Origin of the sequence: Mucilaginibacter sp. 22184 (assembly GCF_052045695.1) — a bacterium.
Lineage (GTDB): Bacteria > Bacteroidota > Bacteroidia > Sphingobacteriales > Sphingobacteriaceae > Mucilaginibacter.
In genome coordinates this window covers 322143-339863 of sequence record NZ_JBQEPI010000006.1, presented here as the reverse complement: position 1 = coordinate 339863, position 17721 = coordinate 322143, and the positions used below count along the sequence as shown (strand labels likewise).

At 41.5% G+C, this 17721-nt stretch carries 8 protein-coding genes; 6 read left to right on the top strand and 2 right to left on the bottom strand.

The window, feature by feature from the left end:
• Window positions 1-229 precede the first annotated feature (229 nt).
• Both ACTJKG_RS15360 and ACTJKG_RS15355 read left to right on the top strand, forming a co-directional pair.
• Window positions 230-3358: a SusC/RagA family TonB-linked outer membrane protein gene (locus ACTJKG_RS15360; protein WP_440739730.1), complete on the top strand. Its 3129-nt coding sequence runs from the start codon at window positions 230-232 to the stop codon at window positions 3356-3358.
• 11 nt (window positions 3359-3369) lie between these two features.
• A complete protein-coding gene (locus tag ACTJKG_RS15355; RefSeq protein ID WP_440739729.1) occupies window positions 3370-4851 on the top strand; it encodes a RagB/SusD family nutrient uptake outer membrane protein in 1482 nt (493 codons plus the stop codon).
• A 257-nt stretch (window positions 4852-5108) separates the two neighbouring features.
• On the opposite strand, the gene ACTJKG_RS15350 is transcribed toward ACTJKG_RS15355, so the two are convergent.
• On the bottom strand, window positions 5109-6308 hold the full coding sequence (locus ACTJKG_RS15350; RefSeq protein WP_440739728.1) for a PQQ-dependent sugar dehydrogenase: 1200 nt from the start codon (window positions 6306-6308) through the stop codon (window positions 5109-5111).
• A gap of 254 nt (window positions 6309-6562) precedes the next feature.
• On the opposite strand from ACTJKG_RS15350, the gene ACTJKG_RS15345 reads away from it, so the two are divergent.
• From ACTJKG_RS15345 to ACTJKG_RS15330, 4 genes are all read left to right on the top strand, one after another.
• Complete coding sequence (locus tag ACTJKG_RS15345; RefSeq protein WP_440739727.1) at window positions 6563-8875, top strand: glycoside hydrolase family 3 N-terminal domain-containing protein; 2313 nt, start codon at window positions 6563-6565, stop codon at window positions 8873-8875.
• Window positions 8876-9903: 1028 nt separating this feature from the next.
• Window positions 9904-13206, top strand: coding sequence for a SusC/RagA family TonB-linked outer membrane protein (locus tag ACTJKG_RS15340; RefSeq protein WP_216650673.1), 3303 nt, complete (start codon window positions 9904-9906; stop codon window positions 13204-13206).
• Window positions 13207-13225: 19 nt separating this feature from the next.
• Complete coding sequence (locus ACTJKG_RS15335; RefSeq protein WP_440739726.1) at window positions 13226-15001, top strand: RagB/SusD family nutrient uptake outer membrane protein; 1776 nt, start codon at window positions 13226-13228, stop codon at window positions 14999-15001.
• Window positions 15002-15104: 103 nt separating this feature from the next.
• Window positions 15105-16637, top strand: coding sequence for an FG-GAP repeat domain-containing protein (locus tag ACTJKG_RS15330; RefSeq protein ID WP_440739725.1), 1533 nt, complete (start codon window positions 15105-15107; stop codon window positions 16635-16637).
• A gap of 460 nt (window positions 16638-17097) precedes the next feature.
• Here ACTJKG_RS15330 and ACTJKG_RS15325 read toward each other — a convergent pair whose 3' ends face one another.
• Window positions 17098-17685: an RNA polymerase sigma factor gene (locus ACTJKG_RS15325; protein WP_172337382.1), complete on the bottom strand. Its 588-nt coding sequence runs from the start codon at window positions 17683-17685 to the stop codon at window positions 17098-17100.
• Window positions 17686-17721 lie beyond the last annotated feature (36 nt).

Sequence of the window (17721 nt, the reverse complement as noted above, 5' to 3'; positions counted from 1 at the left end):
TCTTCTGCTATCTGCCACAGCTATACCTCCTATAAAAAAATAGCTCATCGCCGGTGTTGTTATATCTAACTCCACGGATACGTTTCTAAAGATCTTTAATTCACTTATTATCAATCCCATAAATCCCTATACTATGAGGTAATTAATTAGCCAGATTCAAATCTGATCAGATCAGCCTTGTTTCAATTCCCGAAACATTTTAACTATTAACTATTAACGACAATTAACGATGAACAAAAGAATACTATACTTAGTATGGGTTATGGCATTGGTATGCACCCAAGCGTACGCGCAAACCCGTAAGATCACCGGTACGGTTAAGGATGCCGGCGATGGCTCCGCGCTACCGGGCGTTTCAGTTTCCATAAAAGGTACTTCCATCGGTACCCAAACTGATGGAAACGGTAATTTTAGCATTAACGTTCCTGCTGGGAAACAAATCCTCACCCTTAATTCTATAGGTTACACTTCACAAACGGTTGCCATAACTTCAAATAAGCTTAACGTGGCTTTAGTGGCAACAGCCAGTCAGCTTTCTGAAGTGGTCATATCAGGCTATTCCAAAATAAGCAAGAAGGATTATACAGGCTCTGCCGTTAAAGTTACTGCTGCACAAATTGCCGATAAACCGGTTCAAAGTTTTGATCAGGCTTTGGCGGGGCAGGCAGCGGGGGTAAATATTATACAGCCAAACGGTGTATTAAACAATCCGCCGGTTTTCAGGATCAGGGGTTTTAACTCTATATCTTTAAGTTCCTATCCTTTAATCATTATTGATAACGTACCTGTTTTTACCAGCACCAATACGGTGGCCAATAGTGCCTCCAGCAACCCGCTGGGTGATATTAATCCTAATGATATCGAATCGGTTTTTGTTCTGAAAGATGCTTCGGCCACAGCTATTTATGGATCAAGGGCCGCTAACGGTGTGGTGGTTATCACAACAAAAAAAGGAAAATTAGGCAAAACACAGGTTAATTATGATGGTTGGGTGGGTATAAACAAGGCCTTTAACCTGCCTAAATTACTTAATGCCGATCAATACGTTGAATTGAAGAACGAAGCCCGCGCCAATGCCGGCTTGGCTCCGGGCTTCGCTATTCAAAAAGATGCTGATGGCAACGAAATTAATACGGATTGGTATAAGGTTGTTTATCAAACAGGCTTATCGCACAATCATAACCTTAATTTTTCTGGGGCTACAGAAAAAACCTCTTATTTCGTATCTACAGGCTACAGCAACCAGGAGAGTTTTATCAAAACCAATTCGTTTGAACGGAAGATATTCAGGGGCAACCTAGATCATCATTTGTCGAAATCCATTACTATAGGAACCAATTTTAGCTATAGTAACTCCTTAGGTAAAGGCCCAAACAGCGGTTCATTACCCGGACAGGCTTATAATACTGGTGGATTGGCCCGTTTGCCTTTGGTGCTAAACCCAAATGTGGCTCCGCGCAACCCGGATGGCTCTTATAACATCACCAGCACAGGAACCCTGGGCTTGGGTGCCAATACCATTGCTAATAATTACCCCAACGCGCTGGTATTGCTTGATCTGGATAAGTATACCTCGGGTAATACCAACGTAATTGGCGATTTATATGGTGAATGGGAATTAGTAAAGGGCCTGAAATTTAGAACCCAGTACAGCATTAACAAACTTAATATTGCCAATACCACTTTTCAAAACCCGATAGCTGGTGACGGCCAAAGTTCAAACGGCTTGGCGTTAAATACCTTCCAGGAGTATAATCGCAGAGATTTGACCAATAAGCTGGAGTACATTGTGGATTTAGGAAAAAATAACATTGATACTTATATAGGTTATGAAGAGTATCATACCACCAACGTAGGTACCGGTACACAGCGAACAAATTTAGCCGATTCATATTTTAATAATTTTCAAGGAAATTTTTTGAATGTATTGAGCGACGCCACCACGGGGAATTTTCAATCTGAAAATGGCTTTAGGTCTTATTTTGCAAATCTTAATTATAGCTATGACAAAAAATATCTGTTAAGCGGAAGTTTCAGACGTGATGGTTTTTCCGGATTATCGGCCAATAACAAGTATGGTAATTTTGGCGGAGGTTCTGTTGGTTGGAATATAGCCGAAGAGGACTTTTTTAAACAATCGCGCCTGGGCAGCATCTTCGAGGACCTTAAACTTAAAGGCAGTTATGGTGTAGTAGGCAACGTTGGCGTGGGCGATTTTGCATCTTTATCCTTATATAACTCGGGCTTGTACGGCAGCGCCGGAACGGTTTATTTTAACCAGGCAGGTAACTCTAATCTGAAATGGGAAACCAGTAAAAAAACAGATATAGGTATCAGCTTTGGCTTGTTTAAAGGACGCATACAGGCAGAGCTTGATTATTATAACAACAGTATCAATAACCTGATCCTGAATGCACCGCAATCGCCGTCGCGGGGTATACCTGGTAATACTATTGCAGCCAACGTAGGCTCGATGTACAATCGTGGGTTTGAATTGAATTTCACCTCCAGAAACATAGTCAAAAACAACTTCAGCTGGACTACGAACTTTAACATCAGCACACTTAGCAATAAAGTTACCGCTTTGGCGCAGGGCAATTCAGATATCTATGGCGTAACCTCGGGCCTGGAAACAGCGAGCGTTACCCGTGTGGGCTATACACTGGGTTCAATTTTTGTGGTGCCGGTTGATGGGGTAAACCCAGCTAATGGTCAGCGCATCTTCATTAACCGATTTGGTCAGAAAGTGCAGTATAACCAGGTGGGTACGCCATCAAAATGGACCTATCTTGATGGTACAGTAGCCCCGGCCATTGATGGTACGCTGGATGGCCGCATAGCAGGAAGAGCCATCCCAACCTATTATGGCGGTTTAAACAACACTTTTACTTATAAGAGTTTTGATTTAAACATTGGTATTACCTTTTCGGGAGGTAATAAAATATACAACGGAACACAGGCCACCCTCCGCGACCAGCGGTTCTGGAACAATGAAACCGGTATTTTAAGACGCTGGACTACACCTGGCCAGGTTACCGATATTCCTAAAGTGGTGTATGGTGATAACTACTCTAACGGATCGGCCATACCAAACTCTTCCAATGTGCAGAACGGATCCTACGCAAAACTTAAAAACGTTGCCCTGGGATATAAGCTACCCACAAGGTTGGTTAACCGCGCTGGCATTTCTTCTTTGAGGGTATACGTACAGGCTACCAATCTGGCGGTGGTTACTGGTTACAAAGGTTCTGATCCCGAAGTATCATCCAACGGTAACTCAAACCTGGCACCCGGTATCGACCGCAATACAGTGCCTTCCAGCAGGATATTTACATTCGGTTTAAATGTGGGATTTTAATTTTTACGATCATGATAACAATAAAGAAATATAAATATACCGTCAATGCCGCAGTACTGGCATTGACCATGGTGATGGGCAATTCCTGCAAAAAGGATCTATTAACGCCATCGCCAACCACAAGTATCATTGATTCTAAAGCATTTGATACACCGGCCAGGATTTTAAGCCAGGTGAACGGCTTATATTCGGGTGTTAAAAGCGGGCAGTTTTACGGAGGCCGCTATGTGATCTATAACGAGATAAGAGGGGAGGAGTTTATCGTAAATAAACCCAATGGCGTTACCGGTTTAGATACATGGAATCAAAATGTAAACTCCAATACCAACGAGGTGGTTAATCTCTGGAGTGCAGGCTACACAGCTATTAACCGGGTTAATGTTTTCCTGGTAGGGCTTAATGCTAACCTGTCAAAAGTTGATGCGGCAACTGCTAACCAATATATTGGCGAGGCCGAGTTTTTAAGAGCACTATCTTATTTTGCGTTAGTGCAAACCTATGCTAAGCCTTACGTTTTTGACGGAGGGGCAAGTCCTGGTTTGCCGCTGCGCCTGTTGGCAGAAACAGATTTGACCGGTGCAGGGAAAAATGATCTGGCCAGGAGTACAGTTGCACAAGTATACACGCAAATATTAAAAGACCTGGACGATGCGGAAACCAAACTGCCAGCAACTCAAGCGACTGCTACCGGTGCAACACGGGCGTTTAAAAATACGGCCATAGCTTTAAAAGCAAGGGTGTATTTGGCACAAGCAAATTATGCTAAAGTGCTCACAGAAACCGCTAAACTGATCAGCACGACCGCTCCATATCAATCTCCAACTGGTGGCAGCAAATTGGAAAGTAGCATCGTAACTGTTTTTAATGGCTCATATACAGGGGCTGAGGGTTTATTGTTTTTGCCATTTAGCACCAGCGATGCCCCAGGTACGCAAAATCAACTGGCCTATTACTTTACTTCGAGCCCAGGTAACGGCGAGTATTACTTAAACACAGCCGGTATATATGCCAATGTCGCATTAAGTGGAGCTGCCTCTACCGACGCACGCAAAGGATTTATTACCAAAGTGGGCACGGTTAATTACCTGACCAAATACAAAACGCCGTCTCCCTTTACAGATTATGTACCTGTATTAAGATATAGCGAGGTGTTATTGAATGCGGCAGAGGCTTATGCCAGGACAGGCGATCTGGCCAACGCAAGCGCTCTATTGAATGCAGTAAGGCATCGCTCTGATCCTGCTTTTACTTTCGATCCGGCGGATATCGGTTCACAGGCCAATTTGATCAGTACGATACTGACCGAACGTAGGATAGAGCTGTTAGGAGAGGGTTTCAGACTTACCGATCTGTTCCGTACCGGGCAGGCGCTTCCTGCCAAATCGGGGCCGCAGGGTAGTTCACCTGCCGTTGCCGTAACGGCATCTAATTACATCTGGCCCATATCTGGCGTAGAACTTCAGACCAACAAACTGATGCAGCCTAATCCTTAATAAAAGGAAGAACCAACAAAAAACGGCCGGTCATTTGATCGGCCGTTTTTTGTTGGTCGGTATTTGACCGCAGTGTAATTGAATGAGGGCTATGGCGTAACCACAACGTTATAGTAGTTGTTTTGTCGGGTTGAAATTTTACTTTTATTATAAATGAGGATATATTTAAAAAAACAATTTAAACTATTTTACAACAGGTACGGAAGACTATTGACAGCATCGATATCCTGCAATTGAAAAGCGGAAGCGAAGACGCCTTATTGCTTAGCTATCTTATATAATTTACCTGCGTCGGTCGCGGCGTAAATGGCACCATCCTTACCGGTAGCCATGCAGCGCCAGCGCTCATTTTTATCAGCCAGTAAACGTTCTTCACCTACAACTTTGTTGTCTTTAATTACCAGGCGAATGATGTGTTGTCCGCTCAGTCCGCCTACAAATAAGTTGTTTTTCCACTCAGCAATATTGCCGGTATAAAACATCATGCAGCCGGGCGAAATAACCGGGTCCCAGTAATAAACTGGTTGTATGGTGCCCTTTTTTTGCTGAATGCCATCATATACTTTTTGTCCGCTATATTCTATACCATAAGTAACGTACGGCCATCCATAATTACCACCTGGTTTAATCAGGTTGATCTCGTCGCCACCGCGAGGGCCAAACTCAGCCTCCCAAAGGTTGCCGGTAACAGGGTTTATAGAAAAGCCATCAGGATTACGAAAACCCAGAGCATATATTTCGGGTTTAGCGCCGGCTTTACCAATAAATGGGTTATCGGCAACGGGTTTACCGTCTTTAGTAATGTGGATGACCTTACCGGTAGTTGCGCTTAGGTCTTGGGCTTTCACACGTATATCATCAGCCATTCGGTCGCCGGTACTTACAAAAATATTTCCTTTTTTATCAAATAAAAGACGAGAGCCAAACTGACCGGCCCCCTTGTAACGTGGGGTGGCTTCAAATATCACACGGACGTTTTCGAGTTTGGTTTCATCAGCCGATAATTTACCCTTGGCTACTGCCAGCGTGGCTCCGTCGCCGGGCTGGGCATAGGTCCAGTAAATCATCCGGTTTTTGATAAAATCCGGATCGATGTTTACATCCAGTAAACCGCCCTGACCAGCAAATTGTACCTCGGGGAAACCGGTAATGGTTTTATCAATTTTACCGTCGGTTTTTACTATTTGCATAGTTCCGGGTTTACTGCTGATCAGCAGGCGGCCGTCGGGTAAAACATGAATACCCCATGGACCTTTCAACTCGGTGCTGATCACTGTGGCCGTATAGGGAGTTTTAGTTTTAACGCTTCCAATGCGCGTTTGTCCGGCAAAGGCCGGTTTATAATTGCTATTGGCTTTGTTTTTTTCTACTGGCTCACCGGTTTGCCCCATACAGGCTGTAGTTAGTGATAAAAGACTGGCGCCTAAGACTAACGATGTATAAAATTTTGAAAACATAACTATCGAGTGGGTTAATGTCAGGTAAGCTACAATATTATTAGCTATATGTTTAATTACAACATGTTTTTTACATTGATAAGTCCGATCAAGTGCCATTTTTCTATTAGTAGGAATTTTATATGTTTGTGTAGCCCCTTTGTTCCAGGTAAACCATTATAGATTCTTATAGTAAGATTTATTTAAACAATAAGGTATTTTAATTTAAATTGCAATCGATTGTAGCACATTTTAGCATAACATCAATCAATCAAATGTTAAACGGTAAATCACTTTTCTTATTTGGCTGTACTGTAGGGCTTGCTTTGGCAGCCAACGCCCAAATCTATAAAAATCCGAAAGCGCCGGTAGCGCAACGCGTAACTGATCTTTTAAAGCGGATGACACTTGAAGAGAAAGTGGGCCAGATGTGTATGTCGTCATTATCTGAAGCGAAAAACAGCAAAATAGCTTTTGGCGTTTTGGAAAGCCCTTTTACCAATGTGAGGGATGTAGCCTTAAAATCGGCGGCGGCAAAAAAATATAGCCGCGAGCAAACCCGCCTGGGTATTCCGCCAATACAAATTGGTGAATGTTTACACGGGCAATTGGCGGCAGGGGCAACTACCTTTCCTCAGGCTATAGCACAAGGTAGCACCTGGAATCCGGCCCTCATTGAGCAAATGGGGCAGGCTATCTCCCGTGAAGCCTCTACTTCCGGAGTTGATGAAGCGCTGTCTCCATTGTTTGATCTCATCCGGGATGCCCGTTACGGCAGGGTAGAGGAGTGTTTTGCTGAAGATCCTTACTTGGTTGGTCAGCTTGGCTCGGCATTCGTAAGGGGTATGCAAGGCGATCCGAAAGATACCCGCAATAGTTTTGCTTTTGATAAGATCATGTGTACGGGCAAGCATTTTGCCGCGTATAGTAAACCCATAGCCGGTATTAACCTTGCACCCGCCGAAATTGGCGAACGCGAATTGCGCTCCATGTTTTTGGCACCTTTCAGGGATGTGGTACAGGACGCAAATATCGCGGCTATTATGCCTTCGTATAATGAAATTGACGGTATCCCTGCACACAGCAACGAGTTTTTGTTGAAACAGGTGTTAAGAAAAGAGTGGGGTTTTAAAGGTTATGTTTTCTCTGATTACGGCGGCCTTAGCCAATTATATGATTTTCATAAAATAGCCAAAGACGCGACAGAAGCTGCTTTGTTGGGCATGAAGGCGGGGGTCGACCTGGAGGCAGCGCGTCCTGATGTATACCCTCATCTGATTGAATTGGTTAAAGCCGGCAAGATCAAAGAATCGCAAATTGATACAGCTGTGGCCCGTATTCTCACCCTTAAATTTAAAGCAGGTTTATTTGAAAAGCCACTGGCCGATACCGCGCTTATTAAAGATAGGGTACATACGCCCGACCATATTAGATTGTCGCAGCAAATAGCCGAAGAGTCTATAGTATTATTGAAAAATGATAATAACCTGTTGCCCCTGAATATCAGCAAACTGAAATCAATAGCAGTTATTGGCCCTAATGCCAATAAAGTTCAATACGGCGATTATAGTTTCACCCGCGATAATCTATCCGGTGTTAATGTATTGGAAGGTATTAAACAATTTGCGGGTAATAGTATTAAGGTAAATTATGCCAAAGGTTGTGAACTCACTGGTTTAGATAAGAGTGGTTTTGACGAAGCAGTGAAAACCGCCCAGGAAAGCGACGCAGTAGTAGTAGTTTTGGGTACAACCAGCGTTGTATTTCAAGGGGTTGGTTGGAATGGACAAGCACCAGGCAATGAGCCAAAAGATCCTTTTACCTGCGGCGAGGGATATGATGTTACGGATATTAGTCCGCAAGGTGTTCAGCGCGAACTGTTGCAGGCTGTATATAAAACCGGTAAACCGGTTATACTGGTATTGGAAAATGGCCGCCCATGGAGCATTAGCTGGGAAAAGGAAAACGTTCCGGCTATTTTGGAGGCCTGGTATCCCGGCGAAAGAGGGGGCACCGCTCTTGCCAATATTTTGTTTGGCAAAGTAAATCCATCTGGCAGGCTTAACATGAGTATCCCACAATCTACTGGACATATTCCGGTATTTTACAATTATGTAGCTTCATCCAGAGGGAATAATCGTGAACCTGGAACTGTTGAAAAACCAGGACGTGATTATGTGTTTTCATCGACAGACCCCTTGTTTGCCTTCGGTTTTGGGTTAAGTTATACTTCATTTGATTATAGCAACCTTAAGGTATCAAAGGCCAGGTTCGGCAAAAATGAGCAGGTAACTATTTCTGTCGATGTAAAAAATACAGGTAATCTGGCTGGTAAGGAGGTGGTGCAATTATACCTGGGCAACAAGGTTAATTCAGTGAGCACACCGGTGATGTCATTGAAACGTTTCAGCAAAGTAGCTATCGAACCGGGAGAAGTAAAAACGGTTAGTTTTACTATTAGTGCTAAGGATATCGCTATCTGGAACCATCAAATGAAACAAGTTACCGAACCCGGGTCATTTGATGTAATGATTGCTAAAGCCGCTAACAACATAGTGCTTAAAAAGCAATTGGAATACAAGGACTGATAAGATCCGGGATAACACTACATGAGCTTTCAAGCTACCTGAGTTGGCCAATGTATACCGCTATATGATCACAGAAATGCCGGTGTTTTTGCATCGGCATTTTTTGGATATGTTTCTCTGTTTGGGGATTGATGGAAAAATCTCATAATTGCCTGGTTTATGTCTTTTAATTCAACGCTTGTTTTTAATGATTTTATCTGTTTTTTGATGAAAAAACTAAACAAGTAGTTAATTATAACCTTCATTTAATGCTATGAAAGTATGAGGAGGGCTTTTTAACCAAATTTTACTGCAAATATCTAATTGTGAAAATTTGACAATCACTTTGTAATAATCACTTAATTATTAATTAAAGAGTATTTTTATTGCGAATATCAAACCTGTTCAGGCATGTTAAAATGATTAATTCGTAATTCTAAAGAGACGGCTTGTGTAAATGGTACACTATTATTACTTTAGCTCCAAACCAATATTGTCTATACAGAAAAAGATAATTATTACCTAAGATTATATATAAAGAATATTGTAAATTTAATGATGATTAACACAAAGGTTTGAGGTATTCTATTGTTATCTATTCGTTTAGATAGCATCATGTACCTGTTTTATCGGATTATTGCCGCAAGGCTTATCTCACAATCAATCCGCTAAATCGTCAAATTTTTATAAGTAATTGATCATATTTAAAAATGTCAGTGTATTGATATCGTTTCTGGTTATTGCCGCAAGGCTTATCTCACAATCAACCAGGGATAGATAGATTAACCACCATTGCCTACACAATAGTTGGTGTTTCATATTTTCGGTCGTTACCGGGTTACTGCCTACACGTTAGCCTTGTAATATTGTTATTGGTTATTGCTTTTAAAAGCATGTTAACCGGCAATGTCTCTACCATTGCTTTAAAGCCGAAAGAAATAATAATTAAAATATGCCAGCAGTGTCTCTACCATTGCTTTTGTAGGCTCTGATTTTCAGTGCTTTAAATGAGTTCTTAATCCAATATATTAACTAAATTAATTAAAATCATGCTTAAAAGTTTACTTCTCAAAGGGAGATTTATGGGGGTGCTATTATGTTTCCTCGTATCCTCATTAGTGGCTACGGCTCAAACAAAGTACAAGGGCAAGGTTATCGGCAGCGATGACAAACTACCCGTAGTTGGTGCCTCTGTGCGAGTCAAAGGAACCTCGACAGGTGCCGTAACAGATGTGAATGGTGATTTTACGCTTTCGCTTAAAGCGGGCGATGTTATCTCCATTTCATATATCGGTTACCAAACTACCGATATTACAGTTGGCGCCAATACAAATCTGAATATTACACTTAAAGCGGGTAACAACTCCTTAAATGAGGTTGTTGTTACGGGGTATGGCTCACAGCGTAAAAAGGACCTCGTTGGTGCAGTTGCTGTAGTGAGTGTTGCCGCCTTAAACCGGCAGCCAACAGGATCTGTAGAAAACCAACTACAAGGTCAGGCAGCGGGTGTTACCGTTGTGGCATCCGGACAGCCGGGTGAAACTCCAGCAGTAAAAATACGCGGTGTTAATACCTTTGGTAATAACCAACCATTATACATTGTTGATGGAGTGCCTACTACCAACGTAAATGACTTTAACCCGAATGACATTGAAACCATGCAGGTTTTAAAGGATGCAAGCTCTGCTTCTATTTACGGTGCGCGTGCTTCAAACGGTGTAATTATCATTACTACCAGAAAAGGTAAAGGCAAAACCAACATTTCTTATGATGCATACTATGGTACCCAGCAGCCAAAGGGCGGTAACGTTTATGACTTGCTGAACCCTACCGAAATGATGAGTCTGAGAACATTGGCTATTCAAAATACCGCCAAGCTAAAGGGCATTCCTGTGGACTTGAGCAGTAACCTGTATGGTCCTAATGGCAACGTACTGCCCGATTATATCAACGCAGGTGGAGCCGGTCCGTTCGGTATTCATGATGGCGATCCGGCTGTTGATCCGGCAAAATATAGCGTTAAACCGTTTTATACATCTGGAGATCCGTCTGGTTTTTACCGCATAACTAAGGCTAACAAAGCAGGTACCGATTGGTATCACCAAATCTTTAGTTCGGCACCGATCCAGAGCCATAACCTGAACGTTAATGGATCTACAGATAAGGCTGCATACTTGTTCTCTATGAACTATTTTAACCAACAAGGGACCTTGCTAAATACTTATCTTAAACGTTATACAATAAGGGCAAATACCAGTTATAATCTTACTGATCATATCCGTGTAGGCGAAAACATTTCTTACGCGATATCAGAGAATCCGCAGATCAATCAAAATGACGAGGGTTCCTCTATCGGTATGTCATTCCGCGAGCAACCTATCATCCCGGTATATGATATTAAGGGTAACTACGCCGGATCAAACACAGCCAACTTAGGTAATGCGCGTAACCCACGTGCTATTGCCGATCGTACCAAAAACAATTATGGTATTACCAACCGTTTATTTGGTAACGTGTTTGCCGAGGTTGACTTCCTGAAACACTTTACTATTCGTACGCAATTTGGTGGTGAATACTATTCAAACTATAACCACTCATTCACTTATCCGGAATATGAAAACTCTGAAAATAATACAACAAATTCGTATTCAGAGAACTCTTATAACGGTTATAGCTACACCTGGACCAACACTTTAACCTATCATCAGGTTATTGGTAAGCACGATATCAAGTTACTGGTAGGTAATGAGGCGGTAAAAAATCGTTACCAGGCCTTAGGCGCAACCAATACCGGTTATTTTGTGTTTGATCCAAACTATACCTCCATATCCAGCGGTACAGGTTCTCCAACTGCCTATAGCTTTTTACAAAGAGATAGATTATACTCGCCGCTTATAGCCCGCCTGGATTATACCTTTAATGATAAATATCTATTAAATGCCACTATCCGTCGTGATGGTTCAACCCGGTTTTTAAACCAGGTGTATGGCTGGTTCCCTGCAGTAAGCGCTGGCTGGCGTATTTCACAGGAAGATTTTATGAAAGGCGTAAGCTGGATTAATGACTTAAAAATCAGGGCCGGTTATGGTGTAATGGGTAACCAGAACAACGTTAACCCGTCTAATGCATTCACTACCTTTGCCGGTAACAGAACCAACTCTTATTATGATATTGGCGGTACTTCAACCAGCACAGTTTCTGGTTTTACACAAAACAGTATTGGTAACCCGGATGCAAAATGGGAATCAGACAAAAACTTTAACGTAGGTTTTGATGGTACCTTCTTTAATCAGAAGTTAGAGATATCTGCTGATTACTATAAAAAATCGATTAGCGGCTTGTTATTCAACCCAAGCTTACCTGGTACGCAAGGTACTGCCCGTACTCCATATGCCAACGTAGGTGCTATGGATAACACCGGTGTTGACGTGGCTATTACTACTCATCAAAGCTTTTCATCAGATTTTAAGATGAACGCAACTTTGAGCTTTACCACATATCATAACGAAATCAAAAAAGTTACTTTAGGGCAAAATTACTTTGATCTAAACAGTGGCCGTTTCAATGGTAGCTCTATTATCAGAAACCAGGTAGGTGGCCCTGTTGGTGGTTTCTTCGGTTATAAAGTAGCTGGTTTTTGGAATTCACAGGCAGAAATTGATGCTGCAAACCAAAAAGCCGGTGGCACATATCAAAATGATGCTGCTGTTGGCCGGTTCAAATATGCCGACGTTAATGGCGATGGTAAGGTTGATGCCAGTGATCGTACTTTGTTGGGTAACCCTAACCCTAAATTCACAGGTGGTTTAAATCTTGATTTTTCATATAAACAATTTGACTTGAACATGTTCTGGTATGGTTCTTACGGCAACAAAATATGGAATGATACCAAATGGTGGACAGATTTTTACACCAATTTCCTGGGCGTAAAAAGCAAAACCGCGCTGTATGATTCATGGACACCAACACACACCAATGCTAAAGCGCCAATACAGGAGATCGACGGCTCATTCAGTACCAGTACTGTGCCTAACTCTTATTACGTAGAGAACGGTTCATACCTGCGTTTGCGTAACGTGCAAATAGGTTATACCATTGATCCACAGATATTAAAAAGCATAGGAATCCAAAAGCTAAGAGTTTACGTATCTGGAGCTAACCTGATCACCATAACCAAATACAGTGGTGTTGATCCAGAAATTGTGGGCGGTGGTTCAGGTAATCAATCGGTTGATGTTAACAATGGAGTTATTAATAATGCCGGAACCAACAGCAGCACTAACTTTGGTGTAGATCGTGGTAACTACTCACCGGTACGTACTTACTTATTAGGTTTACAGGTTAAGTTTTAATTATTAAACATAAAAGAAAATGAAAAATATTCAACGTTTATCGGTTTATGCTTTAATAGCCGCCGGTATCATACAAGGTTCATGTAAAAAGTCATACTTGCAGCAACCGGTGCTGGGTGCATTGCCATCTGCGGCCATCAATACCGCTGCGGGTGTGGATGGGTTGCTGATTGGTGCTTATTCGGCATTAGATGGTCAACAAGGTACAAACGCAGCTTTTGGCGGCGGCGGACCGTGGGAAGCTGCAGCTGATAATTGGATTTACGGTGCAGTAGCTGGTGGTGACGCCCACAAAGGCAGTTCAGGTACCGACCAACCAGCGATCAACTCTATAGCACGCTTCACTGTTGATGCGAGCAACGGATTTTTGAACAGTAAATGGAGGGCCGATTATGAAGGTATCACGCGCTGTAATAATGTGATAAAGGCAAGTGCAGCAGCTACGGATATGACTGCTGCGGCTAAAACCCAGGCCGTAGCACAGGCCAGGTTTTTACGCGGACATTATTATTTTGATCTGAAAAAGATGTTTAACAATGTACCTTATGTTGATGAATCCACCACAAACTTTGTGCAGCCAAATACAGCAGATATATGGCCAAAAATTGAAGATGATTTTAAGTTTGCCTACGCCAATTTGCCCGAAACGCAAGCGCAAGTTGGTCGCGTAAATAAATGGGCTGCTGCGGCTTACTTAGCTAAAGCCTATTTATATGAAAAAAAGTATACCGATGCTGATGGCTTATTTACTACGGTAATAACAACCGGTAAAAACTCCGCCGGTGTGGCATATGATCTTACAGCCAATTACTTTGACAATTTTAACGCGGCAACCAAAAATAATAAGGAAACTGTATTTGCGGTACAGCAAGCTGCCAATGATGGTACTAATACCATTAGCGAGGCTAATAACGGTGATATGCTGAATTATCCATACAATAGTCCATTCGGTTGCTGCGGTTTCTTCCAGCCAACACTGGATTTGGCTAATTCATTCCGCACAGATGCTGGTGGTTTGCCTTATTTGGATGATTATAATTCGCATCCTGTTGCCAACGATCAAGGCATCGCATCTACTGCAGCATTCACATTGGATGCCGGTAATCTTGATCCTCGTTTGGATTGGACGGTTGGTCGTCGTGGAATTCCATTTTTAGACTGGGGTAATCACCCAGGTCAAGGCTGGATTCGTGAGCAAAGCTCTGCTGGCCCTTACTCAGCCAAAAAGAATGTCTACTTCCAGGCTACTAAAGGTACCTATGGCGATGCTCATTCTTGGGCTCCGGGTAACGCCAACCAGATTAATATTATCCGCTTTGCCGATGTGTTACTGATGGCAGCTGAAGTAAAGGCCCAGTTAGGTAGCGGCGATTTGGGTGAGGCTTATGTGAACCGGGTAAGGACAAGAGCATCCAATCCTGCAGGCTTTGTTTATACTTATAAAAATCCGGCCAGTCCAATGGGAGGATATACCACTACTCCTGCTGCAAATTATATAATTAAAGCATACCCAGCAGGCTATTTCTCAGGCAAGACTCTGGCATTAAAGGCTATTTATTTCGAACGCAAATTGGAATTAGCAATGGAAGGCCACCGTTTCTTTGATATTTCCCGTTGGGGCATTGCTCAGCAAGCATTGGCAACATACTTTAACTTTGATGGTAAAGTAATAACAGACGTATCGGGAGCCAGCTTCACACCTAATAAAAATGAGTATTATCCAATCCCTCAGGCTCAGATCGATCTGGAATCTAACGGAACTACCTCTGCTTTAAAACAAAATCAGGGTTATTGATAAATATCATTTCATCTTTAGTAATTAATAAAAGGGACAGCATTGCTGTCCCTTTTATTAATTACTAAATTATACCTTTAAGTTCATCAACATTCCGTACTCAATGGCATTCAGAAAATATCACATTATCCTTACTCCTATTGTTTTATTTGCCGTTGTTGTTTGTTCGTTAACTTTAGGTTGCAATAATGATCAGCCGGTAGCTGTTGTTGCCCTCGATGGTAAAGGGCTATCAAAAAAATATTGCCAAAGTTGTCACCAATATCCTGATGCTGGTCTGCTTGATCAGGAAACTTGGGGCAAACATGTATTGCCTGCCATGGCCAGGCGCTTAGGTATAGGTGTTTATGCTGATGATCAGTATGTGAATGACCCTTCCGCAAAATCGACACTGGGTTATGAAGACTGGCTGAAAATTGTTAATTATTATAAAACAGCAGCACCCAAATCGCTGAAGCCCGCCAAACCAACGGTTGCGCCTGTTAAAGATATGGGCGTTTTTTCGCTACTCAAACCGTCATCAGGCAAAACTATCGCCACAACTTGCCTGGTTGCTTTTGACTCTATAAGTCACCATATTTTTACCAGCGATGGATTAACCCGAAGCATTAACCAATGGTCGCCGGGGTTAAAATTATTGTCATCCCAAAAGTATAGCTCACCTGTAGTTGACGTCAGTTTTAACAATGATGATTCAGGGGTAGAACAAGGCATGTTCACATTTATTGGTTCTATGGATGCTATTGATGTGTCGAATGGTTTTGTAATGAATTTACCAGTTAAGGATCAAGTTCAGAATAGTAATAAACCATTGGTTGATAAGCTACCCCGTCCGGTAAAAGCGCGTCAGGCAGATATTAATAAAGACGGCCTTGCAGATCTCGTTGTTTGCGGATTCGGTCACAATGCCGGGGGATTGTATTGGTATAAACAACTACCAGGAAAGCAATATGAAAAACATATCATCAGCGCTTTGCCCGGAGCGGAATATGTAGAGGTGGGCGACTATGATCATGACGGATGGCCGGATATCATGTGTTTGTTTGCCCAAGGAGAAGAGGGAGTTTGGCTTTTTTTAAATAATCACAAAGGTGGGTTTACTACGCGTAATTTATTGCGGTTTCCACCGGTTTATGGCTCCAGCAGTTTCCAGTTGGTTGATTTTAATCATGATGGACGGCCCGATATTTTATATACCAGCGGGGATAATAGCGACTATTCCAGAATATTAAAACCTTATCACGGCGTTTACATTTTTATTAACCAGGGCAATTTTAAATATAAGCAGGCCTATTTTTATCCGGTTAACGGAGCTACTAAAGCCATTGCTGCTGATTTTAATGGCGATGGGAAATTAGATATTGCCCTCATCGCTTTTTTTTCTGACTTAAAAAACAATCCAGAGGAAGGGTTTATTTATTTTGAGCAAGATAGCCCACTGCATTTTATCCCTCATAATTTACCCATAGCTAAACACGGCAGGTGGATATGCATGGACGTTGCCGATTATAATGCTGACGGAAAGCCGGATATTATACTTGGTAATTATTCTTTTGGTTTTATTAATCAACCCGATCTGAAACCTGACTGGGATGATTATACATCTTTTGTTGTGCTTAAAAACATCAGGCATTAAAACTAAAACCGTGCATTAAACATAAGTACTTAAACTGCTTGAGAATTGAGGAAAAGTATTTTTATTTTATGTATTTGCGAATATTACTGCATAGTTGTGTGGTGTATTTTGTTATGTAATTAATATTTATAATATTAATTACATATAATTGTGTGTTGTTTGATGATTGCGTGGGGATATAGTTTGAAGTAAAGCTTATGACTAATATGGCTTAGAATCATGAAAATACAGAACATGTATTTAAAATAATAACTCTATGCAATAGTAAAGATCTTAGATTGTAGAGATCTGAGTTTAGTTGATCGATGTTTGTAGGAACATTGAATGGCGCTCTGGGGTGAGATACAGAGCGCTTTTTGTTGCTTAGTTGTTTGTTAAAATATGTCTTTTACTCAGTAAATATAACATAAAGTATTATTCCAAAACAATCGCCACCCGGCGTAACAATACGGCTTAACCACTAAAACAACTTGATGATGGCTAATATGATTATAGCAGTATTTTTCAGTATAGATCTGAGAAATTTCAAAGCTGTTGTAATTTGATTCTCTACCGTACGTTTTGAGATACCCAGCTGCTGAGCAATCTCATCATTTGTTAAATTACCCCTCCTGCTCAAAAGAAAAATTTCGCGACAACGTTTAGGCAAATTATTCAACGAGATTTCTACAGATTTCTCTAACTCTAAATAAGTTATATTTTCGTCAACACAATCAGTAACATTGTTTACTGTGGAAACATGATCGTAGTTTTCAATATATAATATGGCAGTGGATCTTTTTACTTTTAACTTTTTGTATACATGATACCGTGCAGCAGATGTAAGATAATTTTTTAAACAGCTTATTTTAAACTCATTCCTTTTTTGCCATATGTTTAAAAAGATATCCTGTACTATTTCCGAACAAGTTTCTCTATCCCTTAAATATGAAAATGCAGTACTGTAAATAACGCTCCAATAACGCTCAAAAAGTGTTTCAAACGCTTTGGGGTTATCGCGTGTTACTTCCTCCCACAATTCAGAATCGGAGCAATTGTTTAAATGCATAATTGGTAAAATAAAAGTAGGGAATTAATTCAATAA